14 protein-coding genes are annotated in these 15,940 nt (G+C 64.6%); 11 read left to right on the top strand and 3 right to left on the bottom strand.

Annotated features, from left to right (window positions below):
• Window positions 1–41: 41 nt before the first annotated feature.
• From ACN9MY_RS07700 to ACN9MY_RS07685, 4 genes are read left to right on the top strand one after another with little or no spacing between them, the layout of a single operon-like run.
• Complete coding sequence (locus ACN9MY_RS07700) at window positions 42–719, top strand: ArsR/SmtB family transcription factor (RefSeq protein ID WP_426337089.1); 678 nt, start codon at window positions 42–44, stop codon at window positions 717–719.
• A 49-nt stretch (window positions 720–768) separates the two neighbouring features.
• On the top strand, window positions 769–1,440 hold the full coding sequence (gene lepB / locus ACN9MY_RS07695; RefSeq protein ID WP_426169258.1) for a signal peptidase I: 672 nt from the start codon (window positions 769–771) through the stop codon (window positions 1,438–1,440).
• The gene (locus ACN9MY_RS07690) at window positions 1,437–2,171 is read left to right on the top strand and encodes an ABC transporter ATP-binding protein (RefSeq protein WP_426337088.1); all 735 of its coding nucleotides are present in this window, start codon (window positions 1,437–1,439) and stop codon (window positions 2,169–2,171) included. The genes lepB and ACN9MY_RS07690 overlap by 4 nt, the downstream gene beginning before the upstream one ends.
• Window positions 2,168–4,498, top strand: coding sequence for a CPBP family intramembrane glutamic endopeptidase (locus ACN9MY_RS07685; RefSeq protein ID WP_426337087.1), 2,331 nt, complete (start codon window positions 2,168–2,170; stop codon window positions 4,496–4,498). Before ACN9MY_RS07690 ends, ACN9MY_RS07685 begins: the two co-directional genes overlap by 4 nt.
• A 75-nt stretch (window positions 4,499–4,573) precedes the next feature.
• Here the strand turns inward: ACN9MY_RS07685 and ACN9MY_RS07680 are convergent, their stop codons facing one another.
• Both ACN9MY_RS07680 and ACN9MY_RS07675 read right to left on the bottom strand, forming a co-directional pair.
• On the bottom strand, window positions 4,574–5,272 hold the full coding sequence (locus ACN9MY_RS07680; RefSeq protein WP_426169250.1) for a TIGR00266 family protein: 699 nt from the start codon (window positions 5,270–5,272) through the stop codon (window positions 4,574–4,576).
• Between the two features lie 4 nt (window positions 5,273–5,276).
• Entirely contained in the window at window positions 5,277–6,317 is a 1,041-nt protein-coding gene (locus ACN9MY_RS07675) for a DUF475 domain-containing protein (RefSeq protein WP_426337086.1), read from the bottom strand.
• Window positions 6,318–6,417: 100 nt separating this feature from the next.
• Here ACN9MY_RS07675 and nhaR point away from each other — a divergent pair, with 100 nt between their 5' ends.
• A complete protein-coding gene (gene nhaR, locus ACN9MY_RS07670; RefSeq protein ID WP_426169246.1) occupies window positions 6,418–7,308 on the top strand; it encodes a transcriptional activator NhaR in 891 nt (296 codons plus the stop codon).
• Here the strand turns inward: nhaR and ACN9MY_RS07665 are convergent.
• Complete coding sequence (locus ACN9MY_RS07665; RefSeq protein WP_426169243.1) at window positions 7,262–7,939, bottom strand: CerR family C-terminal domain-containing protein; 678 nt, start codon at window positions 7,937–7,939, stop codon at window positions 7,262–7,264. The genes nhaR and ACN9MY_RS07665 overlap by 47 nt on opposite strands.
• A gap of 77 nt (window positions 7,940–8,016) precedes the next feature.
• Between ACN9MY_RS07665 and ACN9MY_RS07660 the strand changes: the two genes are divergently transcribed.
• From ACN9MY_RS07660 to ACN9MY_RS07635, 6 genes are all read left to right on the top strand, one after another.
• A complete protein-coding gene (locus ACN9MY_RS07660; protein WP_426337085.1) occupies window positions 8,017–9,012 on the top strand; it encodes an HlyD family efflux transporter periplasmic adaptor subunit in 996 nt (331 codons plus the stop codon).
• Window positions 9,013–9,014: 2 nt separating this feature from the next.
• Window positions 9,015–10,784: an ATP-binding cassette domain-containing protein gene (locus ACN9MY_RS07655; protein WP_426337084.1), complete on the top strand. Its 1,770-nt coding sequence runs from the start codon at window positions 9,015–9,017 to the stop codon at window positions 10,782–10,784.
• A complete protein-coding gene (locus tag ACN9MY_RS07650; RefSeq protein ID WP_426169235.1) occupies window positions 10,781–11,923 on the top strand; it encodes an ABC transporter permease in 1,143 nt (380 codons plus the stop codon). The genes ACN9MY_RS07655 and ACN9MY_RS07650 overlap by 4 nt, the downstream gene beginning before the upstream one ends.
• 2 nt (window positions 11,924–11,925) lie before the next feature.
• Window positions 11,926–13,044: an ABC transporter permease gene (locus ACN9MY_RS07645; protein ID WP_426337083.1), complete on the top strand. Its 1,119-nt coding sequence runs from the start codon at window positions 11,926–11,928 to the stop codon at window positions 13,042–13,044.
• Between the two features lie 12 nt (window positions 13,045–13,056).
• Entirely contained in the window at window positions 13,057–14,514 is a 1,458-nt protein-coding gene (locus ACN9MY_RS07640) for an efflux transporter outer membrane subunit (protein ID WP_426169231.1), read from the top strand.
• Window positions 14,515–14,602: 88 nt separating this feature from the next.
• Window positions 14,603–15,940 carry a hemolysin family protein gene (locus tag ACN9MY_RS07635; protein WP_426169228.1) on the top strand — a complete coding sequence of 446 codons (1,338 nt, stop codon included), beginning with the start codon at window positions 14,603–14,605 and terminating at the stop codon, window positions 15,938–15,940.

The raw sequence follows: 15,940 nt of genomic DNA, 5'->3' as shown, positions 1-15,940 counted from the left end.
TGCTGAAAAAAGCACAACGACAATTCGCCCACGGCCGAAATATGGATTCCAAACTTGCCAACATCGCCGGCGCCATCGCCGAACCGGCCCGCGCCCGCATGCTGTGCTCCCTGCTGGACGGACATGCACGCACCGCAACCGAACTGTCCGTGGTGGCGGAAGTCAGCCCGTCCACCGCCAGCGCCCACCTTGCACGCTTGAAGGACGAGCAACTGCTGGTGCAGCTCGCGCAAGGCAAACACCGCTACTACCAGCTCGCCAGCCCGGAAGTGGCCAGCGCACTGGAAGCCTTGCTGGTCGTTGCAGGCCTGCCACGCGATGAATTCAAGCCCAATACGCCCGACCGCCTGCGCCATGCACGCACCTGCTACGATCACATGGCGGGTACGGTAGCGGTCAGGCTGCATGACCATTTCGCCGCGCAGGGCTGGCTGGCGGAGGCAAGCGATGGCTACGACCTGAGCACGGCAGGCGAGCAGCAATTCGCGCAACTGGGCCTGGACCTGGCTGCCCTGCGCAAATTGCGCCGCCGCTTTGCCTGCCCTTGCCTGGACTGGAGCGAACGCAAACCACATCTTGGCGGAGCGCTCGGCGCAGCCCTGCTGCAACTGGCCCTGAAACGCGGCTGGGTCGAGCAGGATCTCGACAGCCGCGCGCTGCAAGTACCGCCCAGGGGACAGCGCCAGATGCTGGCAGCCTTCGGTCTAAGCAGCGTTTAAGATTTTGATAAGATGATGCAGTTTCCTGAACTTGTCGGAGACTCCGGACGTGAAAAAACTCATTCGTGAAAACAAAGGCTTCATCGTCTTCCTACTGACGCTGGGTGTATTCCGCACCGCCATCGCCGACTGGAATCCGATTCCGTCCGCCTCCATGCATCCCAACCTGCTGGAAGGCGACGTGGTTTTCGTCAACCGCATCGCCTACGACCTGAAAGTACCGCTGACCGACATCTCCGTCAGCCACCTTGGCGAGCCGCAGCGCGGAGACGTGGTCACCTTCTTCTCGCCGGAGGACCGCACCCGCCTGATCAAGCGCATTGCAGCGCTGCCCGGCGACCGCGTCGAAATCCGCGGCGAGCACCTGATCATCAATGGCAAGACCTCTGAATACGCAGTGCTGGGCAATGCCACCGAACATATCGACAAGGTCGGCGACCTGCAGGCTTTGCAGCTGCAGGAACACAATGCCAGCGCCAGCTACAGCATCCAGGTGCTGCCGCAAGTCGACGCCAAGCGCGATTTCGGTCCGGTCACCGTGCCGGCCGACAGCTATCTGATGCTGGGCGATAACCGCAACAACAGCCGCGATTCGCGCTTTATCGGCTTCGTGCCGCGCAAGCTGCTGATCGGCCGCGCCGAACGCGTGCTGGTTTCCGCCGACATCCTGGGCAACTGGGCGCCACGCACGGAACGTATCGGCATGAGCTTGCGGCCATGATCGAATTCCAGGGACTGGCCAAGCTTTACGGCGACTTTCCCGCCGTGCAGCCGCTGACGCTGGCGGTGCAGCGCGGCGAAGTGTTTGGCTTCCTTGGACCGAATGGCGCGGGCAAGACCACCACCATCCGCATGATGATGGGCATCCTGGTGCCAAGCGCCGGCCGCGTGCTGGTCGACGGTCTCGATTGCCAGGCCGACGCCGCCGAAGTCAAACGCCACGTTGGCTACCTGCCCGACAACCCCATCTTCTACGATTTCCTGCGCGGGCGGGAAATCCTGCAATTCGTGGCGGAGATGCACGGCATGCCGCGCAAGGCTGCCGTCGAACGCGCCGTCCAGCTGCTGCAGGAATTCGGCCTGCAGGACGTGAGCGAGGAATTCGCCGTCAACTACTCGATGGGCATGAAGAAGAAGCTGGGCCTGACCTGCGCGCTGGTGCACGACCCCGCAGTGCTGATCCTGGACGAACCGATCAACGGCCTTGATCCGCGTGCCGCGCGCGAAGTGCAGGACCGCCTGATCGCCAGTGCGGCCGCCGGCAAGACCATCTTCGTCTCCACCCACCTGCTCGACATGGCGCAGCGCATGTGCAACCGGGTCGGCATCATCAACCGCGGCGCCCTGGTGGCCACCGGTTCGCTGGAAGAACTGCGCGGCGCCAGCAGCGCCAACAGCACCCTGGAGGAGCTGTTCCTCAAATTCACCGACGAAGACAGCCTGGCCGCATGATGGACCTGCCCAGCGCGCCGCGTGCATTCTGGCTGCTTGCACGCCTGCGGCTGTTGCGGTTACTGAACATCGGCAACGCCCTGCGCTTGCGCAAGGGCCGGCCCGGCCCCAGCCGCGCAGCCACGCGCGGTAAAAGGAATGCACGCTGGCTGATCACCTTCGTGCTGTCGGCTTTCATGCTGTTCGCCTTCATCAACACCGCCAGCACGTCGCTGCTGAACATGCAGTGCAGGCTGCCGACCGGCAGCCAGTGCGCCGCCGCCGAATCGGACGCCGCCCCGCGCGCCGCCATGCGCAAGGCGGGCAAGGAATTGCAGTCGGCGCCCTTCCATCCGGTACTGATGCAGGCGGCAGCCATGCAGGCCAGCCTGCTGTTCGGCATCGCCTTCCTGCTGCCACTGGGAAGCAAGGAACTGGCGCAGCCGGACTGGGACCTGGAGTGGCTGGTCACGCTGCCGCTGGAACGGCGCACCTTGCTGTTGGCGCGCATCGCCGAGCGCACGCTGGCCAATCCTTCAGGCATCCTGGCGTTATGGCCGATGTGCATGGCGGTGGCCTGGCATTCCGGCTACCGCTGGAGCACGCCATTGCTGGGGGCCGCATGCACCCTGCCCCTGCTGGCCTGTGCCGCGACGATGCGCACGGTGGCCGATACCGGCCTGCGCCTGCGCCTGGCGCCGTCCCAGCTGCGCAACCTGCAGGCCATCGCCTCCGTGGCCAGCATGCCGCTGATGTACCTTGCCATGTCGCTTGCCATGCCGACCGCCACGCTGACCCTCGGCTGGGCCGCTCAATTTCCAGCCTGGACCTTGTGGACGCCGCCGGCTCTTGCGCTGCAGGCGCTGAATGCGCGCGATGCGGCGCATGCCATGGGTTACGCTGCCCTGCTGGCAGCGCAAACCGCGTTCGTGCTTTGGCTTGGCCTGCGCCTGCTGCAAACCCTGCTTGCCGAGGGCGTGGTTGCCACCGGTTCGCGCGAAAGCGGCCGCGGGAGCGTCGTGCGCCCAGCTTTCGCCGGCTGGGCGCCCGGCACGCCGCTGCAGCGGCGCGAGCTGCGGTTGCTCGGCCGCGACCGCAACTTCCTGGTGCAAAGCCTGCTGATCCCCCTGATCATCTTCGGCAGCCAGCTGGTGCTGAACGGCCAGGTGAAGAACATGCACCAGTTCATCAGCGACCCGGCCCTGCTGTCCTCCGTTGCCTTCGGCCTCGGCGCCTACGTGCTGATGCTGTCGGCCTTCCAGACCATCAACACCGAGGGCCACGCCCTGTGGCTGCTCTACACCTATCCAAAGAGCATTGGCAGCATGCTGGCCGAGAAAGCGCAGCTATGGTCGGTGCTGGCATTGATCTACCCATTGGCCGTTTTCGCGATGGGCCTATGGTTCGGCGTGCCGGCCGATGGACAACTGCTCTCGCAACTCGTGCTGGTCACGGCCGGCATTCCCATTTTCGCGACGATCGCCGTGGCTCTGGGCGTCTGGGCTTGCGATCCGCTGGCGCAGGACATGCACGCCCGCGTGCGCCCCACCTTTGCCTACGCCTACCTGATCCTGTCGTCGCTATACACCTACTCGCTGAATACGCGCGAATGGCATGTGCGCCTCGCGGCGATCGTGCTGCTGGCGTCCCTTGCAATGTCGCTGTGGCAGCGGGCCCGCGACTCGCTGCCTTACCTGCTGGACCCTGCCGCCTCGCCGCCGCCGCGGGTTTCCGCATCGGACGGCATCATTGCCGCCATCCTGTTCTTCCTGCTGCAACTGCTGGTCGCAGGCGCGCTATACCTTGCCGGCAAGCCGGTTTCGCTGCCGACGGTGACGCTGTCCTTCGCCGTTTCCGGCGCCCTGGTCTACGGGCTGGCGCGCCTGGTGTATTGGCGCAGCGGAACCAGCGGCGTGCCGCGCCTGTGGCATGGACCGTGGCGCGCCGCATGGCCCAGCGCAGTGGGCTGGGGGTTTTTGATGGCACTGCCCGCGCTGGCCGCTGGCTTCCTGTGGCTGGCCATCCTGCGCCATGCCGGCGCCATGCCAGGCGCGCCACAACCGGTCGCCCTGGTGTGGATGGCGCCCCTTGCCGTGCTGGCCGCACCGGTCTTTGAAGAATTCATCTTCCGTGGCCAGGTTTTCGGCGGCCTGCGCCGCTCGCTGCCAGCCTGGCAGGCAATGGCGGCCAGCGCGGCGCTGTTCGCGGTGATCCATCCGCCGTTGGCCATGGCGCCGGTCTTCGTGCTGGGCCTGTGCACGGCAATTGCCGCGGAACGCAGCAAATCGCTGCTGGCGCCCATGCTGGCGCATGCCCTGTATAACGCCGGCATGCTCGTCCTCCAGTAAAAAAAGCGGTGGCCTGTTTCCAGGACCACCGCAAGGAAGAACGCCATGGGGGGCGTTTAACGGAGGTAAACCGTATTAGCGGGACTGGTGCGACATCATCCAGGCCACGAAAGCTTCGCGGTTGCGCGAGCAGATCAGCACCTTGCCGCGGCCGGAGAAGCGCAGCACCATGCCTTCGCCGCTGGTCACCGAGTTGACCAGGTTGCCGAACAAGCCGCCGCCGGAGCGCGTCGCCACGGCCATCTCGTAGCGCAGGGCGCTATCCCAGGCCACGACGTGGGCATTGTCGATCACGACTTCCTTGCCCGGCTCCACGTCGACTTCATGCAGCGCACCGAAGCCCGACACCACCAGTTGGCCGGAACCGGTCGATTCAGTGACGAAGAAGCCGCCGCTCTGGCCGAATAGCGCATTGCCCACGTTCTGGGTACGCACCCGCAGGTCGATGCCGCTGCTGGCTGCTACAAAGGCGCCGTCGCTGATCAGGTACTGGCGCTCGCCGACGTCCAGCACGCGCATGGCGCCCGGCAGGTTGGGCGAGAGCAGGCAGTTGCCGTCGCCGCCGGTGGCTTCGATGTTCTGCTGGAAGAAGGACTCGCCGTTCGCCAGGGAGCGCATCAGGGCGCCGCCCAGGCCACCGCGCATCTTGCCTTTCAGCTCGAGCGTGGAATCCATCATCACCATCGCGTTCGATTCGCAGAAGATGCGCTCGCCCTGCTTCATCGACACCTGCAGGAAGGGATCGATATCCCCGGTCACTTTAAAAATCGTCATGGTTTCAGGCTCCCTTCATTTCAAGTCTCTTATGGCGGATCGAGGACCACAGCGATGCCACGATGAACGCCACCCCAATCAGGCCGGTAATCACTTCCGGAATATGGAACTTCATGCTCGCCAACATGATCACTGCCAGGATGCCGATCGCGTAGTGCGCGCCGTGCTCCAGGTAGACATACTCTTCGAGCGTGCCCTTGTGCACCAGGTAGACCGTCATCGAGCGTACGAACATCGCGCCAATGGCCAGGCCCAGCATGATGATCACGACGTCGCTGGTGATCGCAAACGCGCCGATCACGCCGTCGAAGGAGAACGAGGCATCCAGCACTTCCAGGTACAGGAAGCCGCCCACGCCACCGCGCTTGACCAGTTCACCGGCATTCACGCCGCCTTCTTCGCTCTTCTCCATCCACGACGACAGCGCATCCACGCCAATGTAGGTCAGCAGGCCCCACATGCCGGCCACCAGCACGATGAATTTCTGCGATTCCTCGACGATGCCGAGGCTGCCCAGCAGAACGCCCATCGAGATCATGGTGGCGATCGAAGACACCTTGCCCAGCGCCCCGAGCTTGCGTTCCACATTGCCCAGCCAGTGCATCTGTTTTTCATGATCGAAGATGAAATTCAGGAACACCATCAGCAGGAAGATACCGCCGAAAGCCGCCACCTCGGCATGGTGGTTGGTCAGATGGGTCGAGAAGGCTTTCGGGTCGTTCAGCGCCAGGTTCCATACATCGGGAATGCTGAGGTCTGCCGCCACCGCCACGATCACCAGCGGGAATACCAGGCGCATGCCGAATACCGCGATGATGATGCCGACGCCAAGGAACAGCTTTTGCCAGAATTCGTCCCAGTTTTTCAGGACGGAGGCATTGACAACCGCGTTGTCGAAGGAGAGCGAGACTTCCATCACGCTCAGGATAAAGGCGATCCACAAGGCCGCCAGGGCGCCACTGACGCCGGTTTGTTGGTACCCCCACCACCCTGCCACAGCAAGACAGATGAAGGAGACCAGGAATGAGATCCTGAAGTGCTTCATCGGTTGACCCTTTCTCGTTGATAAGTCTGGCAAGTCTAAGCCCGGGACGACTTTTAAAAAATAGAAGATAATCGAAGTATTACTTCGTAAAAACAGAAGCATGAAGACCACTGGGCTGAACTTCCGCCACCTCTACTTTTTCCGCATGGTTGCCGCCGAAGGCAGCGTGACCCGGGCTGCCGACCGGCTCGGCCTGGCCATCCAGACGGTCAGCACGCAAATCGCGGCGCTGGAACAATCGATCGGCAAGTCGCTGCTGACCCAGCAGGGCCGGCGCCTGGTGCCGACCGAAGCGGGCCGGGTGGCGCTGACCTACGCCGAGCAGATTTTCCAGCTCGGCGACCGGATGCAAGAGGCGCTGGAAGAAGTGGATGCCGGCAAGATCCGGCTGACGGTCGGCATTTCCGACTCCATGCCCAAGCTGATCGCGGCCCACTACCTGCAGGCGGCGCTGCCGCCGGACACGCCGGTGCGCCTGGTCTGCACCGAGGGCGAATTTGACGCCCTGCTGGCCGAACTGGCGCTGCATAAGCTGGATGTGGTGCTGACCGACCGCCCGGTGCGCGCCAGCGCATCGCTCAAGGTATTCAGCCACCTGCTCGGTGAAAGCGAAATGCAGTTGTTCGGCGTGCGCGCGCTGGCGCGCAAGTACGGCAGGGACTTCCCGGAGAGCCTGAACGGCGCCCCGATCCTGCTGCCGACCCGGAATACCGCGCTGCGCGGCCGGATCGACGCCTGGCTGCTGGAACAGGACGTGCGGCCCGACGTGGTGGGGGAATTCGAGGATAGCGCCATGCTGAATACTTTCGGCCGCAGCGGCATGGGCCTGTTCTTTGCACCGGCGGCGCTGGCGGGCGACATGCTGGAGCAGTTTGGCGCCGTTCCGGTGGGGCCGGCCTCCGAACTGCGCGAGCAGTTCTACGCCATCTCCAACGAACGCCGCATCAGCCACCCCGTGGTCGAGGCGATGCTGAATATTTCGCAGCGATAGCGTCAAGGCCGGCGCTGGCGTAGGTCATCATGTCGTCGACCAGGCCTTCGGCATCGTCGCCCAGCGCGGGGAATAGTTTCGTACGCATGTCGCGCGGGGCCACCAGCAGCGCCAGGCAGGGCGACATCAGGAGGAACAGCGCGCGCTGCAGGCCCGGCGTGGCGGGCGGCAGGCCGAGGATGTCACACACCAGCGCCAACATGACCATGGCCTTGGGCGCGATGGCCTGATGCACCAGCGCCGGGGCGTGCTCGGTGGGCGACATCAGTTCGCGGATCACGACGCGCGCGCCCCAATGTGCTTCCGGTCCGGTGGCGCGCAGCACGATGCTGCGCAAGATCAGGCGCAGCTTGTCGCGCGGCGCCATGTCGCGCGACGCGATTTCCTGCATGTCCTCAAGCTTGAGCAAATGATGGTGCGCTTCCACCAGCACCGCTTCGTATAGCGCGCCGCGGCTGCCGAAGTGATAATTGACGGCGGCGATATTGGTGCCGGCGCGGGCGCAGATTTCCTTGCTGGTGGCGTCGGCAAAGCCGCGTTCCGCGAACACCTGCCCTGCCACGTCCAACAGGGCCTGGCGGGTGGCGTCGCCGTCTTGGCGGCTGGCACGGATTGCTGTCTTTTTTTGCATGGCTCGCATTTTACGTCCAAAACAATTTCAAATCCAAATTTGAATTTGATGTAGAATTTTCCGCAGGAGGTTCTGCCATGAACAAAAAGCTTGTTGGATTTACCATTGTCGCCGCAGCGACCATCGCGGCGGGCGCCTGGTACTGGAGCCGTCCTGCGCCAAATGACAAGGAGCTGGTCCTGTACGGGAATGTCGACCTGCGCCAGGTGGCACTCGCCTTCCCCTCCAGCGAACGGATTGCCCGCGTGCTGGCGGAAGAAGGCCAGAAGGTGCGGCCGGGCCAGGTCCTGGCGGAGCTCGATACGCGCGGCCTGCGTTTGCGCCTGGCGGAGGCCGAAGCCCAGGCGGCGGCCCAGCAGCAGGCGCTGGCTCGCCTCAAGGCCGGCACACGCTCCGAAGAGCTGGCGCAGGCGCGTGCCCGCACCAGCGCCGCACAAGCGGATACCGATCTCGCGCGCCAGCAGCTCGAGCGTGTATTGGCCGTGCAACGGGACAGCAATGGCCGCGCCGTCAGCCAGCAGGACGTCGACGCCGCGCGCGCCCGCGCCAAATCGGCGCAAGCGGCGCTGGAACAGGCGCGCCAGGCGCAGGAGCTGGCCCAGCACGGCCCGCGCCGCGAAGATATCGCGCAAGCGCAGGCGCAACTCGATGCCGCCAATGCAGCGGTCGCGCTGTTGCAATACCAGCTTGGCGAGGCATCATTGAAGGCGCCTGTCGACGCGGTCGTGCGCGCCCGGCTGATGGAGGCTGGCGACATGGCTTCGCCGCAGCGTCCTGTCTATACACTGGCAATTGCCGACCCCAAATGGGTCCGAACCTATGTACGCGAGGCTGACCTGGGCCGTATCAGGCCCGGCGTAGCCGCCAGCATTGCCATCGACAGCCAGCCAGGCAAGCCACTGGCCGGCAAGGTTGGCTACATTTCCTCGGTCGCCGAGTTCACGCCGAAGAGCGTGCAGACGGAGGAGCTGCGCACGGCGCTGGTCTATGAGGTGCGCGTGCTGGCCGACGACAAGGCCGATGTGCTGCGCATGGGGATGCCTGCAACCGTGCGGATCGCAACCGGGCACTGATCATGGATTCGGCAGTCCTCAGCGGACGCAGCCTGTCCCGCCACTTCAACGTCAAAGGCGCAGCAGCGCCTGTCGAGGCGGTGCGCGACGTGACGCTGGAGGTGGCGCCTGGCGCCTTGACTGCGCTGGTCGGGCCGGATGGCGCCGGGAAGACTACCTTGCTGCGCATGGTGGCGGGCCTGCTGGCGCCCAGCGCTGGCAGCCTGTCGGTACTGGGCGTCGATGTTGCGGCGCATCCGCAGGCAGTGCAGGACCGTATCAGTTACATGCCGCAGCGCTTCGGCTTGTACGAAGACTTGAGCGTGCAGGAGAACATGGACCTGTATGCGGACCTGCATGGCGTGCCGGCTGACGTGCGGCGCGAGCGATTCGAGCAGCTGCTGCACATGACCGACCTGGCGCGCTTCACCTCGCGGCCGGCGGGCAAGCTGTCCGGTGGGATGAAGCAGAAACTTGGCCTGGCTTGCACGCTGGTGCGCTCGCCGGAGTTGCTGCTGCTCGATGAGCCGACTGTCGGCGTCGATCCCTTGTCGCGGCGCGAACTGTGGGAAATCGTGCGGCAGCTGGTGGAGCAAGAACGGCTTTCCGTCTTCGTCAGCACTTCCTACATGGACGAGGCGGAGCGTTGCCAACAGGTGTTTGTCATGCATGAGGGTCGATTGCTCGCGGCCGGTGCGCCGGCGGACCTGCGTTCGCGTGCCGAGGGCTTGAGTTTTACGGCCGTGCCGCGTACTGGCGATTCGGCGCGGGCGTTGCAGGCGCGTTTGCTCGATGCGTGCGATGTCGTGGTCGATGCCGTGCCGGAGGGTGGGCACGTGAGGTTCATCCGGCGGGCGGAGGCTTCGGATGGCGCGGTCGCGCAACTGCTTGACGGCTTGCCAGTCAACCCCGTTCCCGCACGGCTGGAAGATGGATTCATGATGCTGCTGCGCGCGGCCCCGCCACCGCCCGACTCGCCGGCCTCGCCCGCCCTCACGCCCCCTGCAGCAAGCAAGCCCGCGCCAGCCGCCGGCCCGGAGGGCGGCGCGGATTCGATGATCGAGGTGCGCGACCTGGTGCGGAAGTTTGGCGACTTCACCGCCGTGGCGAGCACCAGCTTCAGCGTCGCGCGCGGCGAGATCTTTGGTTTGCTGGGCCCTAACGGCGCCGGCAAGACCACCACCTTCCGCATGTTGTGTGGACTGCTTCCTGCCAGCTCCGGCTTCCTGCAGGTGGCAGGCGTCAACCTGCGCCACGCCCGCGCACAAGCACGCGCCAAGGTCGGGTACGTATCGCAAAGATTTGCCCTGTACGGCAACCTGACCGTTCGGGAAAACCTCGATTTCTTTGGCGGCGCCTACGGCCTGTACGGCCAGCGCCTGGAAAAGCGCACCAGCCAGGTGCTGGAAGAATTCCAGCTGCGGGGACAGGAACACATGCCCAGCGGCCAGCTGCCGGGCGGCTTCAAGCAGCGTCTCGCCATGGCCACCGGCCTGCTGCACGAGCCTGAAGTACTGTTCCTGGACGAGCCAACCAGCGGCGCCGACCCACTCGCCCGGCGCGAATTCTGGCGCCGGATCACCACTCTCTCCGAACAAGGCGTCACCGTCGTGGTGACCACCCACTTCATGGAAGAAGCCGAGTACTGCGACCGCATCTTGATCCAGGATGCAGGCAAGGTGCTCGCCATCGGCACGCCGCGCGAGGTCAGGACGCAGGCGGGCGATGCAAGCAATATGGAAGACGCCTTCATCAAGATCGTCGAAAAGAACCGTAACGGAGGCGCACGATGAACAGCGGCTTCCGCTCCCGCCTCGCGGCATTGGTGCGCAAGGAATTCCGCCAGCTCCTGCGCGACGCTTCGAACCTGGCAATCGGCATCGCCCTGCCAATCGTGCTGATCCTGATTTTCGGCTACGGGCTGTCGCTGGACGTAAAAAATGCTCCGGTCGCCATCGTCATGGAAGACAGTTCGCCAACCGCGCAGGAAGCTGCCGCCGGCTTCAGCCTGTCGCCATCCTTCGCGCCGCTGCCCGTCACGTCTATGCATGATGCCGAGGCCTTGATGCGCGACCGCCGCGTGGACGCCATCGTTCGAATTCCCGCCACCTTCACGCGCGATGCGGCAGCAGGCAGCGCAGCCGTGCAAATCATCGTGCACGGCGCGGAAGCCAACCGCGCCAGCATCATCCTGAACTACGCAAGCGGAGCATTGCAGCAATGGAGTGCCCGCCGCGCAGAACGCCTGGGCAGCGCCGCCCGCCCCGACGCCCTTCCAGCCAACGGCGCGGTACGCATCGAGCAGCGCATCTGGTACAACAGCGCCAACACCAGCACCTGGTACCTGGTACCCGGCCTGATTGTGCTGATCATGACGCTGGTGGGAGCCTTCCTCACCGCCCTGGTGATGGCGCGCGAATGGGAACGCGGCACGCTGGAAGCGCTGTTCGTCACGCCGGTGCGGCCAGTCGAAATCCTGCTGGCCAAGGTCATCCCCTACTTCTGCGTCGGGATGATGGGGCTTTTCCTGTGCCTGGCCGCCGCACGCTTCCTGTTCAAGGTGCCGATGCAGGGATCGCTGCTGGTCATCATTTTCGCCTCCATGCTGTACCTGGTCGTCGCGGTGGGCATGGGGTTGCTGATATCTTCCGCGACCAGGAACCAGTTCCTCGCCAGCCAGCTCGCCCTGGTCAGCAGCTTCATGCCTTCGCTGATGCTGTCCGGCTTCCTGTTCGACCTGCGCAACGTGCCGATTGCGGTGCAGGTGGTCGGCCGCATCCTGCCCGCGACCTATTTCATGGAACTGGTAAAGACCCTGTTCCTGGCCGGGAATGTCTGGCCGCTGATACTGCGCAACTGCGCCATCCTCGCCGCCTACGCCGTGCTGTTGCTGGGCATCGCCCGTGCGGTCACCCGAAAGCAATTGGACTAGCCATGATCGCATTTTTCCGCCGCATTGCCGTCATCGTCCGCAAGGAATTCCTGGCCGTGCTCAAAGATCCCAAGAGCCGCTTCATCCTGCTGGTGCCCGCCATCGTGCAAAGCCTGCTGTTCGGCTACGCCGCGACCTATGACCTGACGTACGTGCCGTATGCGCTGAATGACGCCAGCCACAGCGCCGCCTCTGCCGATCTGCTGGCCAGGCTAGATGCCAGCGGTACCTTTCGCCGCGCGCTGACTGTCGAAACGCAGGAAGCGCTGCGCGACGCTATCGACAGCGAGAAGGCCCTGCTTGCCATCAGCATCCCCGTCGACTTTGAACGCCGCCTGTATGCTGGCGATGCAGCACCGCTGCAAATCGTACTGGACGGCCGCAATTCCAATACGGCCGGTTCGGCCGCAGCCTATGTCGGCGCCGTAGTCGCTGACTTCAATCGCCAGTGGCGGGAGCGGCATGGCGGCGCCCCGCCGGCATTGCGCATCGAGGCGCGCGCCTGGTTCAATCCGAACCTGGAAACCCGCTGGTATCTGATGCCGGGCATGATCGCGGCCCTGAGCATGCTGCAAACCCTGCTGCTGACCGCCCTTTCCGTAGCGCGCGAGCGCGAGCAAGGCACCTTCGACCAGTTGCTGGTGACACCGCTGACGCCGATCGACATCATGATCGGCAAGGCCCTGCCTCCCATCATGATCGGGCTGGTGCAGTCGACCCTGATCCTGCTGGTCACGCGGCTTTGGTTCGGTGTGCCGATGGCGGGCTCGCTGCTTTCGATCTACGCAGGACTGACGCTGTTCACGGTTGCCAGCGTCGGCATCGGCCTGTCGATATCTGCCGTATCACTGAACATGCAGCAAGCAATGCTGTACACCTTTGTCCTGGTGATGCCGATGATGCTGCTGTCAGGCCTCACCACGCCGGTACGCAACATGCCGCAAGTGCTGCAAGTCGCGACGATGGCAAATCCCCTGCGCTTTGCCATCGACATGGTGCAGCGGATTTATCTCGAAGGCGTCGGGCTCGGCACCTTGTGGCCGAATATGGTGCCGCTCGTGCTGATTGCCCTCATAACGCTGCCCTTGGCGGCATGGCTGTTCCGCCATCGCCTTGCCTGAACTGGAACCATCATGAAACAGATTACCGTCTCCCTGCTTTGCCTGGCGCTGGCTGCTTGTACGGTTGGGCCGGACTACCACGAACCGGCCGTGCAAGCGCCTGCTGCCTATGGAGACTGGCACGGCGGGGCTCCTGCCCTGCGCGAGACAGGCCTGGCAGCCGGCACGGCGCAATCGTTTGCCCGCTTCGACGATCCCGTATTGCGCAGCCTGCAGCAGCAAGCACTGGCCGCAAGCTTCGACGTGCAGTCGGCCGCGTTGCGCTTCGCCCAAAGCAGGATGGCACGCAACGTCGCCGCCGGCGCCCAGGGGCCGCAGCTTACCGCCCATGCCGGCGCCGCCCGGCAGCGCCAGTCGGAATCCGGCGCAGGTACGCGCATGGTCGACGCGATCGCCCCTGCCAATCGCGAGGTGCTGATCGAAAAACTCAGCGATCCCTTCGCGCTGTACCAGGCCGGCTTCGATGCCGCCTGGGAGCTGGACTTGTGGGGGCGCGTGCGGCGCAGCGTGCAGGCGGCGGATGCCGGGATGGCGGAAGCCAGCTCGATCCTGCGCGACGTGCAACTGGCGGTGCAGCTGGAAGTGGCCCGCAATTACTACGAGCTGCGCGCAGCCCAGCGCCAGCAGGAATTGCTCCAGGCCGACCTGGCCGCAGCGCGCGACCTGGCTGCGCTGGCAGCGGCCCGCCAGCGCGGCGGGCTCGCCACCGATCTCGAAGTCGAGCAACAGCGCCTGGCGCTCGCCGAACTGGAAAGCCACGCGCCGGCCCTGCTCGAGCAGGAAGCGGCAGGCGCCAACAGGCTGACCATGTTGCTTGCCAAGCCGCCCGGCGCGCTTCAGGAGCAGTTTGCAGCGCAGCAGGGCGCGCCGGCGCCAGACGGCCCTGACCTTGCACTTGGCGTGCCGGGAGAGGTCATGCGGCATCGCCCGGACATCCAGGCGGCAGAGGCCCGCCTGCAGGCGGCAACGGCGAGGATCGGCGTGGCAGTCGCCGACCTTTATCCGCGCATCACGCTTGGCCTCTCACTCGGCTTCGAATCAGTCGATGCCGGCAAGTTCGGCGACTGGGGCAGCCGCCAATGGTCGCTCGGACCGAGCCTGCAACTGCCGGTCTTCGAGAATGGGCGGCGCCGCGCGACCGTCGAGCTGCGCAAGCTGGAAGAGCAGGAAGCCGCCATCAGTTTCCAGAAAACCGTCCTGAAAGCCTGGCATGAAATGGATGACGCCCTGTCCGCCTACGCCGCCGCGCGCCAGCGCCGGCAAGCTCTCGCCGTCCGGGAAGCCAGCGCCCGCTCCGCGCTGGAACTGGCGGCAACGCGCGCGCGGCGCGGCATGAGCGACGAGCAGCCGGTACTGCAAGCGCAGCGCGCCCTGCTGGCCATCCAGCGCGAGCGCGCCGCCAACGACAGCGAGCTGGCCATGCGCCTGCTGGCCATTTGCAAGGCCAGCGGCCTGGCTCCGCAGCCTTAGCTTTCCGTCAAGAAATTATCACAATTGCGCGAGCTATGCCCCGGGTCGGATAAGATAGAGGTTTTCGACTCTCCGCCTTAGGGCGCATATGGACAACCTTTTACTAGTCATTTTCGCACTCTTCCTCGTAGCACTGAACGGCTTTTACGTCGCCGCCGAATTCAGCATCGTCACCCTGCGCCGCACCCGCGTGCGTGCCATCGAAAAGACCCAGGGCCTGCGTGGCCGCATCCTTGCCAAGGTCCACGGCCAGCTCGATGCCTACCTGTCCGCCTGCCAATTGGGCATCACCCTTGCCTCGCTCGGCCTGGGATGGATCGGCGAGCCAGCCTTTGCCCGCCTGCTGGAACCCCTGCTCACTTTCATCGGCATCACCTCGCCGGAAATCGTGCACGGCATTTCCTTCGTGTTCGCCTTCGTCACCATCTCCTTCCTGCACATCGTGGTGGGCGAGCTGGCGCCGAAATCGCTGGCGATCCGCATTCCCGAAGCGGTCGCGCTGTGGAGCGCCATTCCGCTGTACGCCTTCTACTGGACCATGTACCCGGCCATCTGGCTGCTCAACCAGAGCGCCAACGCGGTGCTGCGCCTGGCCGGGCTTGGCAATGCCGGCGGCCACGAGTCGCACTACTCGACCGACGAACTGAAGCTGATCCTGCGCACCAGCCAGCCCGGCGAATCCTTCAACAAGGACGAACGCAACATCCTGGCCAACTCGCTGGACTTCTCGCAACTGAGCGTGGCCGACCTGATGCGCCCGATCAATGAGGTGATTGCGCTGCACGCCGACCGTTCGATCGACGAGAACCTCGACACCGTTGTGCGCAACCGTTTCAGCCGCTACCCTTACTTCGACGAAGAAGGCGACGCGGTGCTGGGCGTGGTGCACCTGAAAGACCTGTTCTTCGCCCTGCAGTCGCGCAAGGAACTGAAAAACCTGGCAGGCTTCCTGCGTCCGGCGGAGACCATCTCCGCCCGTACCCCGGCGCTGGAACTGTTCCGCCGCTTCAAGGATGGCGCGCCGCACTTCGCCCTGATCGGCGAAAAGGGCAAGCGCCCGGTGGGCTTCCTCACGCTGGATAACCTGCTGGGCGCCATGGTCGGCGAGATCCACGACGAGTTCCGCCTCAACGAAAACGACTGGCTGTCGCAGCCGGACGGCTCCCTGATCGGCAAGGCAAGCCTGCCCATCTTCTCCCTGGAGCGCATCCTCGGCGTCGACATCGAGAACGAAGAAATGGGCCTGGATGAAGTGGAATCGGTCGGTGGCCTGATCATGCTGAAGCTCGGCGACATTCCGAAACAGGGCCAGCGCGTCGAATTCGATGCCTTCGACCTGGTCGTGAAAAAGATGAACGGCCCGCGTATACTGTTGGTAAAGGTAATCCCGCGCAACTTGCCGCCCGATTCCGACGAACAGGATTGA

Origin of the sequence: Pseudoduganella sp. R-31, assembly GCF_049913235.1 — a bacterium.
Taxonomy (GTDB): domain Bacteria; phylum Pseudomonadota; class Gammaproteobacteria; order Burkholderiales; family Burkholderiaceae_D; genus Rugamonas.
Note: the sequence above shows the minus strand (reverse complement) of the source record. Positions and strands in the feature narration are given on the sequence as shown.

Coding starts and splice junctions, on each gene's coding strand:
- ACN9MY_RS07685 (WP_426337087.1), top strand. CDS start 2,168: ATGATGGACCTGCCCAGCGCGCCGCGTGCATTCTGGCTGCTTGCACGC.
- ACN9MY_RS07645 (WP_426337083.1), top strand. CDS start 11,926: ATGATCGCATTTTTCCGCCGCATTGCCGTCATCGTCCGCAAGGAATTC.
- ACN9MY_RS07655 (WP_426337084.1), top strand. CDS start 9,015: ATGGATTCGGCAGTCCTCAGCGGACGCAGCCTGTCCCGCCACTTCAAC.
- ACN9MY_RS07675 (WP_426337086.1), bottom strand. CDS start 6,317: ATGAAGCACTTCAGGATCTCATTCCTGGTCTCCTTCATCTGTCTTGCT.
- nhaR (WP_426169246.1), top strand. CDS start 6,418: ATGAAGACCACTGGGCTGAACTTCCGCCACCTCTACTTTTTCCGCATG.
- ACN9MY_RS07665 (WP_426169243.1), bottom strand. CDS start 7,939: ATGCAAAAAAAGACAGCAATCCGTGCCAGCCGCCAAGACGGCGACGCC.
- ACN9MY_RS07660 (WP_426337085.1), top strand. CDS start 8,017: ATGAACAAAAAGCTTGTTGGATTTACCATTGTCGCCGCAGCGACCATC.
- ACN9MY_RS07640 (WP_426169231.1), top strand. CDS start 13,057: ATGAAACAGATTACCGTCTCCCTGCTTTGCCTGGCGCTGGCTGCTTGT.
- ACN9MY_RS07700 (WP_426337089.1), top strand. CDS start 42: ATGGATTCCAAACTTGCCAACATCGCCGGCGCCATCGCCGAACCGGCC.
- ACN9MY_RS07690 (WP_426337088.1), top strand. CDS start 1,437: ATGATCGAATTCCAGGGACTGGCCAAGCTTTACGGCGACTTTCCCGCC.
- ACN9MY_RS07635 (WP_426169228.1), top strand. CDS start 14,603: ATGGACAACCTTTTACTAGTCATTTTCGCACTCTTCCTCGTAGCACTG.
- ACN9MY_RS07650 (WP_426169235.1), top strand. CDS start 10,781: ATGAACAGCGGCTTCCGCTCCCGCCTCGCGGCATTGGTGCGCAAGGAA.
- ACN9MY_RS07680 (WP_426169250.1), bottom strand. CDS start 5,272: ATGACGATTTTTAAAGTGACCGGGGATATCGATCCCTTCCTGCAGGTG.